This is a genomic window from Oscillatoria sp. FACHB-1406 (genome assembly GCF_014698145.1).
Classification (GTDB): Bacteria; Cyanobacteriota; Cyanobacteriia; order Cyanobacteriales; family Spirulinaceae; genus FACHB-1406.
Window position 1 is genome coordinate 1 of sequence record NZ_JACJSM010000038.1, and the last position, 14,180, is coordinate 14,180.

Below are 14,180 nucleotides of genomic sequence, written 5' to 3' on the forward strand. Positions count from 1 at the left end.
GGGGGGGCGGCGACAAAGGCGATCAGGTAGCAGATGGTTGCGCTCAGAAGCGTCGGGATCATCAGTACGCCGAACCAACCGACATAAATGCGGTTGTTGGTACTGGTAATCCACTGACAGAATCTTTCCCAAGCGCCCGCGCTCTCGCGAGTTGAAAGGGTGGTTGTCATGGATATAGATGATTACGTAATTAGTGAATGAATCAGATGTACGAGAACTAAATTTTAGTTTTCGTAGTTTATAGATTAACCGATTTGTTATCTTTTGTAAAGGTCTGACTCTAATTTTTTCAGAACAGAGGCTCAGTTGAAGAGATCGATTACTTACAGTCCTGCCTATACCTTGGTTCCGACGTATGAGTGTTTTAACCGATGCGCTTACTGCAACTTTCGTCAGGAACCCGGTGCAAGTCCGTGGTTGAGCTTGGAGACAGCAGCGGGGGTGTTGCGATCGCTGCAACTTCTACCCCCCGCCCGCCGGATCTCAGAAATTCTCTTACTCAGCGGCGAAGTCCATCCTGAAAGTCCGCGCCGTTCGGCTTGGTTCGAGCGAATTTACGATCTTTGCGAACTCGCTATCGCCTACGGTTTTCTGCCGCATACTAATGCAGGGATCCTGAGCTATGCGGAAATGACCAAGCTAAAGTCGGTTAATGCTTCGATGGGCTTAATGCTGGAGCAACTCGCGCCGAAGTTAGGCGATACGGTGCATCGGCACGCACCGAGCAAAGATCCGGCCTTGCGCTGGCAGCAACTCGAATGGGCGGGAACGTTACAAATTCCCTTTACGACAGGATTGTTACTCGGAATTGGGGAAACCCAGGCCGATTGGCGAGAAACTTTAAGTGCGATCGCTAGCTTGCATCAACGCTGGCATCATATTCAAGAAGTTATTCTCCAGCCTTATCGTCCCGGTTTCCAGCAAAGTGAGAGCGTAGAATCCTTTCCCAGCCGACAGCTAGTCAAAGCAGTGGAACTCGCCAGAAATATCCTTCCCGACGCGATCGCCTTACAAATCCCGCCCAATTTAGTCGATAGTCCTCAAATCTTACTCGATTGCTTGAGTGCGGGGGCGACCGATCTCGGCGGGATTTGCCCCAAGGATGAGGTAAACCCCGATTACGTCCATCCAGCCCTCGCCTCTATTGCTGCGCTCCTCGAGCCTGCGGGCTGGGAACTCGTACCGCGTTTGCCCGTGCAGCCGAATTATTACGCTTGGCTCTCGCCGCAGCTAGCTAGCGTTGCCGAACAATATAGTAATGTTAAAGCTAGCCAGCGTTGAGGCGATTGCGAATTCTTTGGAGATGCTCTTGAGAATCGACGGGCGATCGCGGTTTGGGCAACTCAGTATTCGGCCAGTGCATTAAATCGCTGCAAGGACAAAGGGGAGACGCAACTTTTCCGGTCTTCAGCGCGATCGGCATCTCGCAACGCGCGCAGGGAATAATTTCCCAAGCTGGCGTTAAGAGGTCTTTAACGCTGCAATCAGTGCCTTCAAGATAGAAATCGTTTTTCTTGGAACTCAAGATTGCGTGCCAGCAACTCTCGAATTCCGGCGAGTAGTTGCCCTCGCGAAAGATTGGCTGAGGAAACAAAGGTGTTTGTTGCTGCTCGCTCACGACCTTCTTACCGAGTTGAAACCAACAAGCCAAATATCGCTTAACTTCTGCCTCTAATGCCCCACTCATATCCACATCATAATATCGAGCTTCTTATCTTATTTTAACGCTTCCCACTCTAGCTCAATTCTTAAATCAATCTTCAATCTGAGGCTCGATGAGGGAGGACGCACCCTAACTGAGTGAGGTCGAGAACGCAACCCCCCGTCACGAGATAAACGGTGGTTGAAAGCGCGCCGATTTGGCGAGTCAAGCGGCCGAGGCGATCGCGAAATACCCGCCCGAGCGGGTAAGCTGGGACTACGCCCCAACCCGTTTCCTCCGCCACCCAAATCGTTTCTGCTGCTGTGGTTCGCACGCCGGTTAACAATGCTTCCACTCGCCTCTCCCAAGTTTGTTCGTCCTCTGAAAGACAGTTAGCAACCCAAGTTCCTAAAGAGTCTACCAGCAGACAGTGAGAGGAAAGCGCCCGCTCGATCGCCGCCGCCAGTTCGACGGGAACCACTTCCGTTTCCCAACTTGCCGGACGGCGTTGGGCGTGCTTTTCAATTTTGGTAAGCCATTCGACATCTTCCGTATCGACTTGTGCGGTGGCGATATAGCAGACGGGCTTACCCGTTTTTGCGGCTAAATGCTCGGCCCACTCGCTTTTTCCCGAACTTGCAGGCCCCGTGACGAGGATAGTACGATTTTTAATGGGAGAAGGATTCATCAGAATTTAAAATTTAATGGGAATCATGAAACTTAGGGGCTATAAAGTGCGAAGAACCAGGCTGACCGAGCTTAAAATTGCGCGATCGCGTGACTCCACGCAGAAGCAATGTTAGATTAGCAAAAGCATCGCAAAACCCATCATTATGAACCCCGAACTCACCGGATTGAGACGCATTGAAAGTACCCTCGAAACGCTCGAAGTGGAGGGTATTTCAAGACCAAACAACGAGTCTAACCCTTGCGAGTCGAGTTTTCCCTCCTTTTCTATTCAAGTCAATCCTCCCGCCCCTCTACCGGAAAAAATCCGAGCGCTGGATTTACCCAAGCTTCCGCTGGCGATCGGTTCCGACCGCTATACAGTCGATCCGGCTTTCGCTTTAGATATTTTGCAAGATATCGGGGCGACGATCGCGCGCTGGCAAGCCGAACTCGCTCGAGCGATCGACGAGATTCAATTGTTGTATGAAGAAGGTCCTTTAGTCGATGGCTGGCTGGAATCTCATACCGACTGCGAAACGCCTAATTTTTCCGCTCCGAGTCAAACCCAAGGCGAAAGCCGAAGGAATTATGTCGAAAGCTTAGACGATCGGGGAGTCAGCTATCAAACGCCCCGTCCCGGCTATCGATTGTGCGGCATTGATGAAAGCGGCCGCTTTTGGTCGCAAGATTGTCCGAAGGAAGATGTTGCTGAGGTTAGTTTGGCGATCGGACGTTACCAAAAACTACAGCAACTTCTAACTCGCAAACAAAATTTAGAAACTCGTTTGGAAGGAATTACCGAAACGCTGATTCTGATGCGCAGTAGCATGGATTACGTTTAAATTTGCGAACAATGCCAGAGCAGTTGGGCAGATTAATAGAGTACAGGCTAATAACTCAATACGACTATTAGTAACTTTCTAAGTTTCTAAGCCCTTTAATTCTCTTGACTTGACAAAATGACTGAAATGAGCATCCAATCTCCCCCCGAAAAGCTCCCTGTCTCTGTCCTCATCCCAGCAAAAAATGAAGAATTAAACTTGCCTGCTTGCTTGCAAAGCGTGGCTCGGGCGGCGGAGGTCTTTGTTGTCGATTCTAACAGTAGCGATCGCAGTGCAGAAATCTCCCTCGAGTACGGCGCGCGCGTCGTCCAATTTGATTTTGAAGCTGAAAAAGAGCGTTACGACGCAGCAATGACCGCCTACAACGAAAAAATCGCTCATCTTCAGCAAATCGGCTGCGAAATCCCTGCGGATATTGAAGTGCCGCACTTGCGTAAAAAGAAGAATTGGTCGCTCGATACTCTCCCTTTTAGCTACAAATGGGTTCTAATCGTCGATTGCGACGAGCGAATTACCCCCGACTTATGGAGCGACATCGAAGCGGTTCTCCAGCAACCCAACAGCGAAGGTTACTACATCGCTCGTCGCGTCTATTTTCTCGGCCGCTGGCTGCGCTATGGGGGCAAGTACCCCGACTTAAACCTACGATTATTCAAGCATCAACGCGGTCGCTACGAAGATCTCGGCTTGGGGTATATCCCCAACACCGGCGATAACGAAGTCCACGAGCACGTCGTCCTGCGCGATGAAGTCGGCAATAAATTAAGCCCTGCCGTTCTCGCCCATCCAATGGATCATATCGATTTCCGCAATATTCATCAGTGGCTCGATCGCCACAATCGCTATTCCAACTGGGAAGCAGCCTTCTATAATAAGTTGCTCAACGGCGAACTGAACGACGACATTAAACCGAGTTTATTAATTAAAGGTCCGCAGCGGACTCGTTTTTTGCGAATCGTTTGGGCGAGATTGCCGTTTAAACCGCTACTGCGATTTATTTTGGTCTATATCCTGCGTCTTGGTTTTCTCGACGGTCGAGCCGGTTATATTTACGCTCGTCTGATCGCTCAGTACGAATATCACATTGGGGTTAAGCTTTACGAATTGCGTCACTTTAGCGGCAGCATCAATGGTACGATTCAGTCTCCGGCTGAAAAGCCTTTAGTATCTATTCGCAAGGCAGCAAATCGATGACTCATCCAGAATCTTCTCCACGCTGCGATGACGAGCCTTGGATCGATTTGCGGCTTTACGACCAATCTCATTTCGATCGCGGACGTTCGGGCGCGTTCATTTTGTTATGGTGGTTGGTTCAAGCGGTGGTCTTCCCCCTAACGCTTCACAACACCCACGGGATTCGCTGCGCGTTGCTGCGCCGATTTGGGGCAAAAATTGGCACCGGAGTGGTCATTCGCCCGACTGCCCGTTTTACCTACCCTTGGAAGGTAGAAATTGGCGATTACAGTTGGATTGGGGATGATGTCGTTCTCTACAGTCTCGATCGCATCGCCATCGGCAGTCATTGCGTCATTTCTCAAGAATGTTACCTCTGCACCGGCTCCCATGACTTTGAAAGCCGAAGCTTTCCCTTAAAAACAGCACCGATTGCCGTAGGGAATGGCGCTTGGGTGGCATCAGATTGTTTTATCGCTCCGGGTGTGACGATTGGAGCTAATAGCGTCATCGGCGCGCGCAGTACGGTACTCAAAGATATCCCCCCGGAGCAAGTTGCCTGGGGAAATCCCTGTCGCCCGCACCGCGATCGCCAAATGAAAGCTTAAATTGATGCAGTTTGGTTAACTAATCCCAAGATGTTCTGCATAGCCTGAAAGCTTCATACAGAGTTAACCTCAGCTATTCTTCTAGCGTTGCTAGTTTGAGAATCTGATAGGTGACGTTCATGCTTTCCTCATAAAGCATTTCTCGCCCCCACCGCCGCAATTGTTGCGCGAGCAAATCCTCGGTTTTTTGGTCGAGAAGGGAAGTAACCTGTTGAATGCGATAGGACTGCGCGCCACCGCCTGCTTCCATTCGCATACAGCCGGTAGTTTCCGAACACAGAACGGTTCCCGCATCGGCTTTGGGGTTCGTGGAAGCGAGTTTTAAGCTAATCGTATCGCCGGGAATGTCGCCCCAGTCGGCTGTCGGAATACCTGCAAGTTCGGCTTCGACGGTTTGATTTTCTTGCCCGATGAATTGGATGCGGCGGATGTCGTAGTCGCCGCCTTCGTGAGTGTAGGAAACGGGCTGCCATTGCAAGCGGCTTGCCAACCAACCGAGGTACATGAGGGCTTGGGCGGGGTTGCCTTGTTCGTAATCGATCGTTACGCGATCGACTGCCCAAATTCCGGCGCGCCGTTCGGGGGGATCGTAAGCTTCGGCAGCGAGTTCTTGCCAAGCACTAATGCGCCGCCAGTTGAGATCGGCGACGGCCTTACCCTGACTCAACAGTTCGCCGAGAACTTGCAAATCGCGTTCGGTATCGTTGAAGGTGCTGGAGTCTACGATCAAACTGTCGCAACTTTGAGTGAGGCGCTGAAAAAGGGGATAGTCGGGGGCGGGCGTTGCTTTCCACCAAATAAATTTGGGGAGATCTGGGATTAGAAGAGCGGAGATCACGCCGCCGATGCGTTCTAGCGCTTCTGCCGTGCCTTTGAGGGTGATGTATTCGCAGCAGACGAGGTTGGAACTGCTGCGCTTGTTAATCGGGCAGTAGGCAGAGACTTGAGCGCTGACTCCTTCGTCTTCGCCGACGGTAGGGCAGAGGGTAACGATACGACAGGGATTCGCGGACGCGATCGCATCGGCAACCGTTGCGCCGCTACCATCGGGCGCAAACTGCATAGCATTTCTTTCTTTAGTCGCAGCAAATTCCGATTGTAACTTTTCGAGGAGTTGAGAGGTTGCTTTGCCGGTTTCTTCAAAACCGTAGGCTTTTTGGGCGGCTTTAATGGCTGCTGTGGTTCGAGGTCCGGCGATCGCATCGACGGGTCCCGTGTAGAAGCCTAAAGCGGCTAATAGCTGCTGCGTGCCATCGGGTTCGTAGATTAAAAAGCTGAAGGTTGTCGCCCGCGATGCGATCGCACCATCATCGCCGCCTTGACTGTACATCAGCCAAATTTCGCGCAATTCGCGATCGATATCGTCAATCGAAACATCTTTCGGGGCTTGTAGAGAAACGAGGGGAGTCGCAGGCATAATGAGTGATGAATGATGAATGGTGAGTGATGAATGATGAATGGTAAATTGCGGTAACGATTGATTACCAATTTACGATCGCCATTCACAATTAACTGTTAACTGATAACGAGTAACTGTAATTTAGAGTCTTCTCCAGCGTCGGCCGTCGCGTTCGAGCAAAAATTCTGCTTCCGAAGGTTCCCAGGTTCCCGCTTCGTACTGCGGAACCGTCTCCGGATCGGCGGGCAATTCCCAAGCATTTAAGGCAGGAGTCACGACGCGCCAAGCTTCTTCCACTTCGTCGGCGCGAGTGAACAGGGTTTGATCCCCTAGCATCGCATCGAGTAGGAGTCGGTTATAAGCATCGGCGGTTGCCACCCCAAAAGACGAACCGTAGCTAAAATCCATATCCACCGTGCGGGTGCGCAAATCCGGTCCCGGCGTTTTGGCCTCGAAGCGCAAAGCAATGCCTTCGTTGGGTTGAATGCGCATAGCCAGGATGTTGGGGTTCGTTTGCTGGGCAACGGATTTAAACAGCAATAGGGGAACGTCTTTAAATTGAATCGTGATTTCGCTGACTTTTTTGGGCAGGCGTTTGCCGGTGCGCAGGTAGAAGGGAACGCCATTCCAACGCCAGTTATCAACCATCAGCTTCATGGCGACGAAGGTGGGGGTTGTGGAGTTGGGGTTGACTCCGGGTTCTTCGCGATAGCCGGGAACGGGTTTGCCTTTCATCCAACCGGCTTTGTACTGCCCGCGAATGGCGCATTCGTCGAGGTTGTGGACGTTAGCCAGGTGAGTGGCTTGCAACACCTTCATCTTTTCGTTGCGAATGCTATCTGCCTCGAGAGAGTTGGGGCATTCCATCGCCGCGATCGCAAATAACTGCAAAAGGTGGTTTTGCACCATATCTCGCAGCGCGCCGGAAGTATCGTAATAGCCCGCTCGTTCCTCTACGCCAACGGTTTCTGCAACCGTAATTTGCACGTGGTCGATAAATTGCCGATTCCAAATCGGTTCAAAAATCGCATTGGCAAAGCGAAACACGAGAATATTTTGTACGGTTTCTTTGCCAAGGTAGTGGTCGATGCGATAAACTTGTTGCTCTTTGCAAACGTTTTGCACGACGCGATTGAGGGATTTTGCCGTTCCTAAGTCTTTACCAAACGGCTTTTCGATCACGACGCGAGTTTTTGTCGAATCGCTAATCATTCCTGCTGCCCCCAGTTGTCGCAAAGCCGGTTTAAAGAAATTCGGCGAAACGGAAAGATAAAAAACGCGATTGCCCCGCGTTCCCCGTTTTTCATCGAGTTCGGAGAGCAGATTGTTTAATTTTTGGTAGCTTTCCGCATTGTCCATATCGCCGGAGCAATAGTACAACCCTTCAGCAAAGTCTTGCCATTGCGCTTCCGAACCGATCCCGGTGGAAAAATCTTCGATGCCTTCTCGCATTTGTTCGCGGAAGTAATCGTGACTCCAATCGCGCCGCGCCACGCCAACAATTGTGGTTTGTGGGGGCAATCGTCGTTCTTGTTTGAGTTGATAAATTGCCGGAACGAGTTTGCGTTGGGTGAGGTCGCCCGATGCGCCGAAAATAACTAAAATAACCGGTTCGGGGGTTCTTTCTTGTTGCAGTCCGATGCGTAAGGGATTATCGAGTAAAACAGTCATTTTAGTTATCAATAATCAGTAAACAGTAATGAGTGACAATTGCCTAAATTTGAGAGAGCCATCGTTGGCACTCAATCGCTGCCGGATGTTAAGGGGTTTGGGCTGCTGCTTCGCGCGCTCGGTCTTGAATAAACGATTCAACCAGTTCGACATTTTCCGCCGAACCGATAATCAAAGGCGTTCGTTCGTGCAATTTCGTCGGCACGCAATCTAAAAGATTTTGCGTTCCCGTACTTGCTTTGCCGCCCGCTTGTTCGATTAGGAATCCTAAAGGTGCAGTTTCATACAGCAGTCGCAATTTTCCTTCCGGTTTCTTGACGGTTCCGGGATAGATAAATACGCCTCCTTGGAGCAGAATGCGGTGAATATCGCCGACAAGCGCGCCGCTATAACGAGCGGTGTAACCTTCGTGGCGGTGGACGTAGCGAACGTAGTCTCGGATTGAGTCTTCCCACTGCCAAAAGTTGCCTTCATTAACGCTATAAACCGGGCCGCTAGTAGGAACTTTGATATTTTCTTGAACGAGGATAAATTCACCCAAACTCGGATCGAGGATAAAGGAGTGTACGCCTTGACCGAGGGAGTAAACTAAAATCGTTGACGGGCCGTACAAGATATAACCGGCGGCGATTTGCTTGCGACCATTTTGCAATAAATCCCGGGCCTCGCGATCGAGATCGTCTCCTTCCTGCTGGCGAATCGAAAAGATCGAGCCAACGTTAAGGTTAATATCGACGTTTGAGGAACCGTCGATCGGGTCGTAGAGGAGTGTATAACGTCCGATCGGGCAGTTTTCCGGGATATAGTAGGGTTTTTCCATCTCCTCGGAAGCGAGGCGACAGACTAAACCGCTTTGCTTGAAGACGGAAATAAAGACCTCATTGGCGTAAACATCCATCTTTTTGACCGACTCGCCTTGAACGTTGACTTCGCCGGTAAAGCCCAAGGCATTTTCCATCAAACCCGCTCGACTCAATCGCCGCGCGATCAATTTTCCCGCTAGGGCAAGGCGATTCATAATCGCGCTAATATCTTGCGCTTGGGGGGAAAAGCTTTGAAGTTGTTGGAGAACGTGGCGCGATAAAGTCGTACAATCTCGGTCTAGAGCGTATTCATATTCGTGGGTTTCAAACTCCGTCGCTGATGCCATAAGTCCCCTCCGAAACGAATCTTAAAGTTGCGCCATTGCGTGCCTCTTCTGTAACCATATTACGAAGGGTTTGCTCGGAAGCCCGCGAACTTTAGACCAACTTCAGATTGTGGGTGAGGGGGGAAGTTTTTAACCCACTCTAGCGGGGTGCGATGGGTCGATCGATGTTAGGGGCGGGAGTTCTGTCGGAGAAGGCAGTCGAAAGGGCTGCACCGAAACCGCCGAGGAGTATTAAAGACGCGATCGCTGCCCAGCTTACAATTTTCTGAAAGGATAAGGGGTGAAGCTTGGGGCGGGTCTGTCGTTCCAAACAGCCACCGGATTCCTCGTAAGCTACTGTCAGTTCAATATAGGCTAGCGGTTCCATAGCAATCCCCTTAAGAAGCGAAAGTGTAACCGATGGTTATTAAACTATTTTAAAGGTTAGTTAAAGATTTTGCCTCCCTTCAAGTCCCATTTTGACAGCCTGCTCTTGTTGAGCGGCAAGGCTTTAGAACCGAAAAGTTTGAGAATACTTTTTTGTTAAGGGAACCCCCACGATGCGATCGCGCCCTCCCCTCAATCCCGAAGACCGGCAAATCATTGAAGAATGGCAGGCTAAAATTGCCATTGCCAACCGCAACAACATTTTTTGTCATTGCAAAACCTGCAATGCAGAATGGGTCGATTCCTCCTTAGAGGCGGATTGCCAAGCTTGCGGCAGCGATCGAGTCGAGCGCATTTCTTGCTGGCAGTTTCCCGATGATTAACCGCGCGCGTTGCTATTACTGCCGTGGTTTGCAGTAAGCGCGAGCGCGCGGCATAATGTAACAATTAGTAACTAACCGCGCGATCGACGCGCTACCAACAGTTCGGTGAGAGGATTGATATGGGAATTCATTTGCAACAAGCTTTAGAAGTCGGTAAATACGTCGTCGCGCAGCGTCTCAAAGGACGAAAACAATTTCCTCTCGTCTTAATGCTCGAGCCGCTTTTTCGCTGCAACCTAGCCTGTCCCGGTTGCGGGAAAATTCAGCATCCGGTCGAGATCCTCAAGCGCAACCTCTCGCCGGAAGAATGCTTTACGGCGGTGGAAGAATGCGGCGCGCCCGTCGTTTCGATTCCCGGAGGCGAACCGTTGCTTCACCCACAAATTGATGAAATTGTCAAGGGGTTAGTCGAACGCCGTAAATTTGTTTATTTATGCAGCAACGGGCTGCTGCTCGAAAAAAGTCTCGATAAATTCAAACCCTCGCCCTATCTCACCTTCAGCATTCATCTCGACGGTTTAAAAGAGCATCACGATCGCTGTGTCGATCGCAACGGCGTATTTGACATCGCAGTCAAAGCCATCCGCGCCGCCAAAGCCAAAGGATTCCGCGTCACCACCAATACTACTGTGTTCGAGGGAACTTCCCCCGCCGAAATGCAGGAATTTTTTGATTTTGTCGATACCCTCGGCGTTGATGGCATGATGATTTCGCCGGGATACAGCTATGAATGGGCCCCCGACCAAGAGCATTTTCTCAAACGCCAACGAACTAAAGCACTATTCCGCGAAATTCTTGCGCCTTATAAAACGGGTAAAAAGTCCTGGAACTTCAATCACAGTCCCCTCTTTTTGGACTTTTTAATCGGTGAAAAAGACTATGAATGTACGCCGTGGGGCAGTCCGAGTTATAGCGTTTTAGGCTGGCAAAAACCCTGTTATTTACTCAATGAAGGGCATTACGCGACCTTTAAAGAATTGCTCGAACAAACGAACTGGAGCAACTACGGACAAAAAAGCGGCAACCCGAACTGTGCGGACTGCATGGTTCACTGCGGCTACGAACCAACAGCAGCAATGGATGCGATGGAACCCGTCAATATCGGGCGATCGGTCGGTGCATTATTTGGGATGAGTCGTTAAACGCGAGGCGTGAAGGCTATAAAGTTCTGCTCGGATAAGTTTGAGTTTCGGGATAAGAGATAGTGTTATATAGTGCTACTCGCCTCGACGTTATAGCCTTCAATGCCTTCTTTCTACAACTCTTTATGAATAAAAAGTGCTTTTGCTGGATTGAAAGCTGGGAAAAATCGAAACTAATATTTGCAGATACCCCCGATGCTTGCCATTTAATTAAAAAGAATTCAATCGATAACCTCAATGAAGCCTCGAGAAAGAAGGGTGTACACTCGGTTCACCAGGAGTTTGTCTGCTTCGGTTAGAGAGCCAGAAGAAAGCAATCCAAGCAATATTTCTTGGTCTTGCTGCGCAATGCGATGCGAAGATAAGATGCGCTCGATAACCTCTTGAAGAGTTGTCTGTGGGTTGGGCATGGAAGTAACCATGATGGTGCAGGAAGGTTAAGGTATATCAATGAACGGTAACGAATCAAACTCTACGAGTTATAGACTCTCTCCATAGAGTAGCGACTAAAATCACAAAAAGGCATCGATCTCGGCACGCAATTTTAGAGATATTTGTCTTTACCATTTGTGACTGAAGTCACGCTGACGTTGAAACCCGTTCTGTCCTGCCTCTAGGGATAAGAATGGACATTTTCAGGCCTGAAAATGAAAGTAACTGTCACTAAAAATTTGACAGATAGCTTAAGACGTTGCAAACTGAGCTTTTCTCGATCCCGTATTGCTCCTTTGTATCCTCAAACACGAAAACGATTTGCTCAACATTGGCTCCGTAGCGAAACAGCGCTCGATCGCATCGTTAAAGCTGCTGCGCTAGAAGCCGGAGATCGCGTCCTCGAAATCGGTCCGGGGACGGGGATTCTCACCCAGCGCCTCCTTCCTGCCGCTCGTTCTGTGGTTGCGGTAGAAATCGATCGCGACTTGTGCAAGCGCCTCGTTCAACGCTTCGGGAAACTCGACAATTTTCTCCTTTTGCAAGGCGATATTTTATCCCTCGATTTGACCGCGCAAGAACAAACCTTCTCCGACTTTTTCCCCATTAATAAAGTCGTTGCCAACATTCCCTATAACATTACCGGGCCAATCCTCAAACTGTTGCTCGGTGCGATCGCCGCGCCCAAAATTCCAGCTTACAGCGCGATCGTCCTGCTCGTTCAAAAAGAAGTCGGCGAACGACTCACCGCCCAGCCCAACTCCAAAGCCTTCGGCGCGCTTTCCGTCCGTACCCAGTACCTCGCCGAGTGCGAAACCGTCTGCGACGTTCCCGCCAAAGCCTTTGTCCCGCCGCCGAAAGTCGATTCTGCCGTCGTGCGGCTGCGCCCGCGTCCCTTTCCTGTCGTCGCTGCTAACCCCCGTTACCTCGAAACGCTGGTTAAGCTCGGTTTCAGCAGTCGCCGCAAAATGTTACGAAATAATTTAAAAGGTCAGGTAGACAGCGATCGCTTGACCCCATTGCTGGAACAATTAGAAATCGATCCCAACGCCCGCGCCGAAGACTTGAGCGTCGAGCAGTGGGTCTTCCTTAGCAATCACCTCTCCCCAGTATGAGTATCGGATTTTTTGCAGCCCTCGCCTACGGGATTCTCGCTTTAGTCGGCGGAATTCTTGCTTACAGTCGCGTTAAAAGCTTTCCCTCGTTAATTTCCGGCAGTATCAGCGGCCTACTGCTGATTGCTGCCGCGATCGCGGTTCGAGCCGGACAGCCTTGGGGATTGCCCCTCGCCGCCGCCCTCGTCGCCGCCCTCATCGTCGTCTTTGCCGTGCGTTGGTTTAAAACGCGCAAATTCATGCCCGCTGGGATGATGATAATCGCTGGAATTCTCGCCGCGATCGCGATTGTCCCGGAACTGCTAAGCTGACCTGTATTTAAACTGGGATGTGGGGGAGACGGGGCAACGGCACTCCGACCGCGCTCAGCGACTAGGGAACGGCACTCCGACCGCGCTCAGCGACCGGGGAGAGTGACGGCAAATTACGAATTACGAATTACGAATTAACCACTATTCATGCACGCTTACAGCCTCCTTGCTCCCGCTAAAATCAACCTCCATCTCGAGATTATCGGCGATCGCGCCGACGGCTACCACGAACTGGTGATGATTATGCAGAGCGTTGGTTTATGCGATCGCATTGAAGTCTGTCCGAACGGCAGCCCAAACTTTCGCCTCCACTGCGATAGCGTCCAAATGCCGCCGCCCGAGCAAAATCTCGCTTACAAAGCCGCCCAACTGATGAGCGCAGAATTTCCCGAAGCTTTCGCCCGTTTGGGCGGTGCGGACATCGCGCTCGAAAAACACATACCCATCGCCGCCGGACTCGCCGGCGGATCCGGTAACGCCGCCGCCGTCCTTGTCGGACTAAACTTGATGTGGGGACTCGGACTCGCCCAGCCCGAACTACAAGAACTCGCCTCTCGCCTCGGTTCCGATATTCCCTTTTCTGTCTCCGGCGGCACAGCCATTGCAACCGGACGCGGCGAAAAACTCGACGCGATTAATGGCCCATCGCAGCTTTGGGTCGTTCTCGCCAAATATCAAAGCCTCGAAGTCTCTACTCCCTGGGCTTACAACACCTACCGCCAAAAATTCGGTCATACTTACCCGCGCGATACCGACATCCTTAAATCTCGCGCCGCCCGCATTCATTCCGGCCCCCTCGTCGAAGCCATCCTCCATAAAAATAGCGCTCGTATCGGCGAACTCCTCTACAACGATCTCGAAAAAATTGTCCTCCCCGAATATCCCCAGGTTGCCGAACTGAAAACAGCGATGCAACGTCCCGGCGTTTTAGGCGTTTTGATGTCCGGTAGCGGGCCGACGGTATTTGCCCTGTGCGCGTCTCGAGAAGAAGCCGCGCGGGTTAAAACCGAGGTGCGGGAGCAAATCCGCGATCGCGATCTCGGTCTTTGGATTGCACCCTTTTCCAGCGGCGGTATTCAAGTTGCGTAAAAATTGACAGAACGATTAACGCCCTTCAAAGGCAGATTCTCCCCTTCGAGAGAGTCGCAAAATCTGGTGCGACTAACGGGGCAAATGTCAAGCGATTCGCTACAATAATCGGAAAGTAAATCTAAAAACAATTCGATATCGATCGAGTGGGGAGAGAAACTGCGATCGCAGTTGTTTCAAACGTAAAC

The 14,180-nt window shown here is 50.9% G+C and carries 16 protein-coding genes and 1 pseudogene; 9 read left to right on the top strand and 8 right to left on the bottom strand.

From position 1 onward, the window contains the following. Window positions 1-170 (bottom strand): annotated as a pseudogene (locus tag H6G50_RS23340) (photosystem II q(b) protein); the annotation flags it as partial. 136 nt (window positions 171-306) lie between these two features. Here H6G50_RS23340 and cofG point away from each other — a divergent pair. Continuing rightward, entirely contained in the window at window positions 307-1,281 is a 975-nt protein-coding gene (cofG, locus tag H6G50_RS23345; protein ID WP_190721920.1) for a 7,8-didemethyl-8-hydroxy-5-deazariboflavin synthase subunit CofG, read from the top strand. Here the strand turns inward: cofG and H6G50_RS23350 are convergent. Both H6G50_RS23350 and cobU read right to left on the bottom strand, forming a co-directional pair. After that, window positions 1,268-1,687, bottom strand: a complete 420-nt coding sequence (locus H6G50_RS23350) for a hypothetical protein (protein WP_190721922.1) — start codon at window positions 1,685-1,687, stop codon at window positions 1,268-1,270. The two genes, cofG and H6G50_RS23350, sit on opposite strands and share 14 nt — an antisense overlap. Before the next feature lie 73 nt (window positions 1,688-1,760). Continuing rightward, on the bottom strand, window positions 1,761-2,330 hold the full coding sequence (gene cobU / locus H6G50_RS23355; protein ID WP_190721923.1) for a bifunctional adenosylcobinamide kinase/adenosylcobinamide-phosphate guanylyltransferase: 570 nt from the start codon (window positions 2,328-2,330) through the stop codon (window positions 1,761-1,763). Window positions 2,331-2,475: 145 nt separating this feature from the next. On the opposite strand from cobU, the gene H6G50_RS23360 reads away from it, so the two are divergent. The 3 genes from H6G50_RS23360 (at window position 2,476) to hpsU (ending at window position 4,934) form a co-directional block, all read left to right on the top strand. Next, a complete protein-coding gene (locus tag H6G50_RS23360) occupies window positions 2,476-3,153 on the top strand; it encodes a hypothetical protein (RefSeq protein WP_190721925.1) in 678 nt (225 codons plus the stop codon). A 126-nt stretch (window positions 3,154-3,279) separates the two neighbouring features. After that, window positions 3,280-4,347, top strand: coding sequence for a glycosyltransferase family 2 protein (locus H6G50_RS23365; RefSeq protein ID WP_199303410.1), 1,068 nt, complete (start codon window positions 3,280-3,282; stop codon window positions 4,345-4,347). Continuing rightward, a complete protein-coding gene (gene hpsU / locus H6G50_RS23370) occupies window positions 4,344-4,934 on the top strand; it encodes a hormogonium polysaccharide biosynthesis acetyltransferase HpsU (protein WP_190721927.1) in 591 nt (196 codons plus the stop codon). Before H6G50_RS23365 ends, hpsU begins: the two co-directional genes overlap by 4 nt. Before the next feature lie 73 nt (window positions 4,935-5,007). On the opposite strand, the gene opcA is transcribed toward hpsU, so the two are convergent. From opcA to H6G50_RS23390, 4 genes are all read right to left on the bottom strand, one after another. Then, window positions 5,008-6,351, bottom strand: coding sequence for a glucose-6-phosphate dehydrogenase assembly protein OpcA (gene opcA / locus H6G50_RS23375; protein WP_190721929.1), 1,344 nt, complete (start codon window positions 6,349-6,351; stop codon window positions 5,008-5,010). A gap of 123 nt (window positions 6,352-6,474) precedes the next feature. Further along, entirely contained in the window at window positions 6,475-8,004 is a 1,530-nt protein-coding gene (gene zwf / locus H6G50_RS23380) for a glucose-6-phosphate dehydrogenase (RefSeq protein WP_190721932.1), read from the bottom strand. A gap of 88 nt (window positions 8,005-8,092) precedes the next feature. Next, window positions 8,093-9,154 (bottom strand): class 1 fructose-bisphosphatase, encoded by a 1,062-nt coding sequence (fbp, locus tag H6G50_RS23385; protein WP_190721934.1) that lies wholly within the window; start codon window positions 9,152-9,154, stop codon window positions 8,093-8,095. Window positions 9,155-9,293: 139 nt separating this feature from the next. Continuing rightward, window positions 9,294-9,521 (bottom strand): hypothetical protein, encoded by a 228-nt coding sequence (locus H6G50_RS23390; protein WP_190721936.1) that lies wholly within the window; start codon window positions 9,519-9,521, stop codon window positions 9,294-9,296. 172 nt (window positions 9,522-9,693) lie between these two features. Between H6G50_RS23390 and H6G50_RS23395 the strand changes: the two genes are divergently transcribed. Both H6G50_RS23395 and hpnH read left to right on the top strand, forming a co-directional pair. Next, window positions 9,694-9,903: a hypothetical protein gene (locus tag H6G50_RS23395; RefSeq protein ID WP_190721938.1), complete on the top strand. Its 210-nt coding sequence runs from the start codon at window positions 9,694-9,696 to the stop codon at window positions 9,901-9,903. Between the two features lie 119 nt (window positions 9,904-10,022). Then, window positions 10,023-11,045: an adenosyl-hopene transferase HpnH gene (gene hpnH / locus H6G50_RS23400; RefSeq protein WP_190721940.1), complete on the top strand. Its 1,023-nt coding sequence runs from the start codon at window positions 10,023-10,025 to the stop codon at window positions 11,043-11,045. Between the two features lie 221 nt (window positions 11,046-11,266). On the opposite strand, the gene H6G50_RS23405 is transcribed toward hpnH, so the two are convergent. Then, complete coding sequence (locus H6G50_RS23405) at window positions 11,267-11,467, bottom strand: hypothetical protein (protein WP_190721942.1); 201 nt, start codon at window positions 11,465-11,467, stop codon at window positions 11,267-11,269. Window positions 11,468-11,773: 306 nt separating this feature from the next. On the opposite strand from H6G50_RS23405, the gene rsmA reads away from it, so the two are divergent. The 3 genes from rsmA (at window position 11,774) to ispE (ending at window position 13,992) form a co-directional block, all read left to right on the top strand. Further along, window positions 11,774-12,592, top strand: coding sequence for a 16S rRNA (adenine(1518)-N(6)/adenine(1519)-N(6))-dimethyltransferase RsmA (gene rsmA / locus H6G50_RS23410; protein ID WP_242032963.1), 819 nt, complete (start codon window positions 11,774-11,776; stop codon window positions 12,590-12,592). Beyond that, window positions 12,589-12,903: a TMEM14 family protein gene (locus H6G50_RS23415; protein ID WP_190721947.1), complete on the top strand. Its 315-nt coding sequence runs from the start codon at window positions 12,589-12,591 to the stop codon at window positions 12,901-12,903. Before rsmA ends, H6G50_RS23415 begins: the two co-directional genes overlap by 4 nt. Window positions 12,904-13,050: 147 nt before the next feature. Then, window positions 13,051-13,992, top strand: coding sequence for a 4-(cytidine 5'-diphospho)-2-C-methyl-D-erythritol kinase (gene ispE, locus H6G50_RS23420; RefSeq protein ID WP_190721949.1), 942 nt, complete (start codon window positions 13,051-13,053; stop codon window positions 13,990-13,992). Window positions 13,993-14,180: the final 188 nt, after the last annotated feature.

Coding starts and splice junctions, on each gene's coding strand:
- H6G50_RS23350 (WP_190721922.1), bottom strand. CDS start 1,687: ATGAGTGGGGCATTAGAGGCAGAAGTTAAGCGATATTTGGCTTGTTGG.
- cobU (WP_190721923.1), bottom strand. CDS start 2,330: ATGAATCCTTCTCCCATTAAAAATCGTACTATCCTCGTCACGGGGCCT.
- H6G50_RS23360 (WP_190721925.1), top strand. CDS start 2,476: ATGAACCCCGAACTCACCGGATTGAGACGCATTGAAAGTACCCTCGAA.
- H6G50_RS23365 (WP_199303410.1), top strand. CDS start 3,280: ATGAGCATCCAATCTCCCCCCGAAAAGCTCCCTGTCTCTGTCCTCATC.
- hpsU (WP_190721927.1), top strand. CDS start 4,344: ATGACTCATCCAGAATCTTCTCCACGCTGCGATGACGAGCCTTGGATC.
- opcA (WP_190721929.1), bottom strand. CDS start 6,351: ATGCCTGCGACTCCCCTCGTTTCTCTACAAGCCCCGAAAGATGTTTCG.
- zwf (WP_190721932.1), bottom strand. CDS start 8,004: ATGACTGTTTTACTCGATAATCCCTTACGCATCGGACTGCAACAAGAA.
- fbp (WP_190721934.1), bottom strand. CDS start 9,154: ATGGCATCAGCGACGGAGTTTGAAACCCACGAATATGAATACGCTCTA.
- H6G50_RS23390 (WP_190721936.1), bottom strand. CDS start 9,521: ATGGAACCGCTAGCCTATATTGAACTGACAGTAGCTTACGAGGAATCC.
- H6G50_RS23395 (WP_190721938.1), top strand. CDS start 9,694: ATGCGATCGCGCCCTCCCCTCAATCCCGAAGACCGGCAAATCATTGAA.
- hpnH (WP_190721940.1), top strand. CDS start 10,023: ATGGGAATTCATTTGCAACAAGCTTTAGAAGTCGGTAAATACGTCGTC.
- H6G50_RS23405 (WP_190721942.1), bottom strand. CDS start 11,467: ATGGTTACTTCCATGCCCAACCCACAGACAACTCTTCAAGAGGTTATC.
- H6G50_RS23415 (WP_190721947.1), top strand. CDS start 12,589: ATGAGTATCGGATTTTTTGCAGCCCTCGCCTACGGGATTCTCGCTTTA.
- ispE (WP_190721949.1), top strand. CDS start 13,051: ATGCACGCTTACAGCCTCCTTGCTCCCGCTAAAATCAACCTCCATCTC.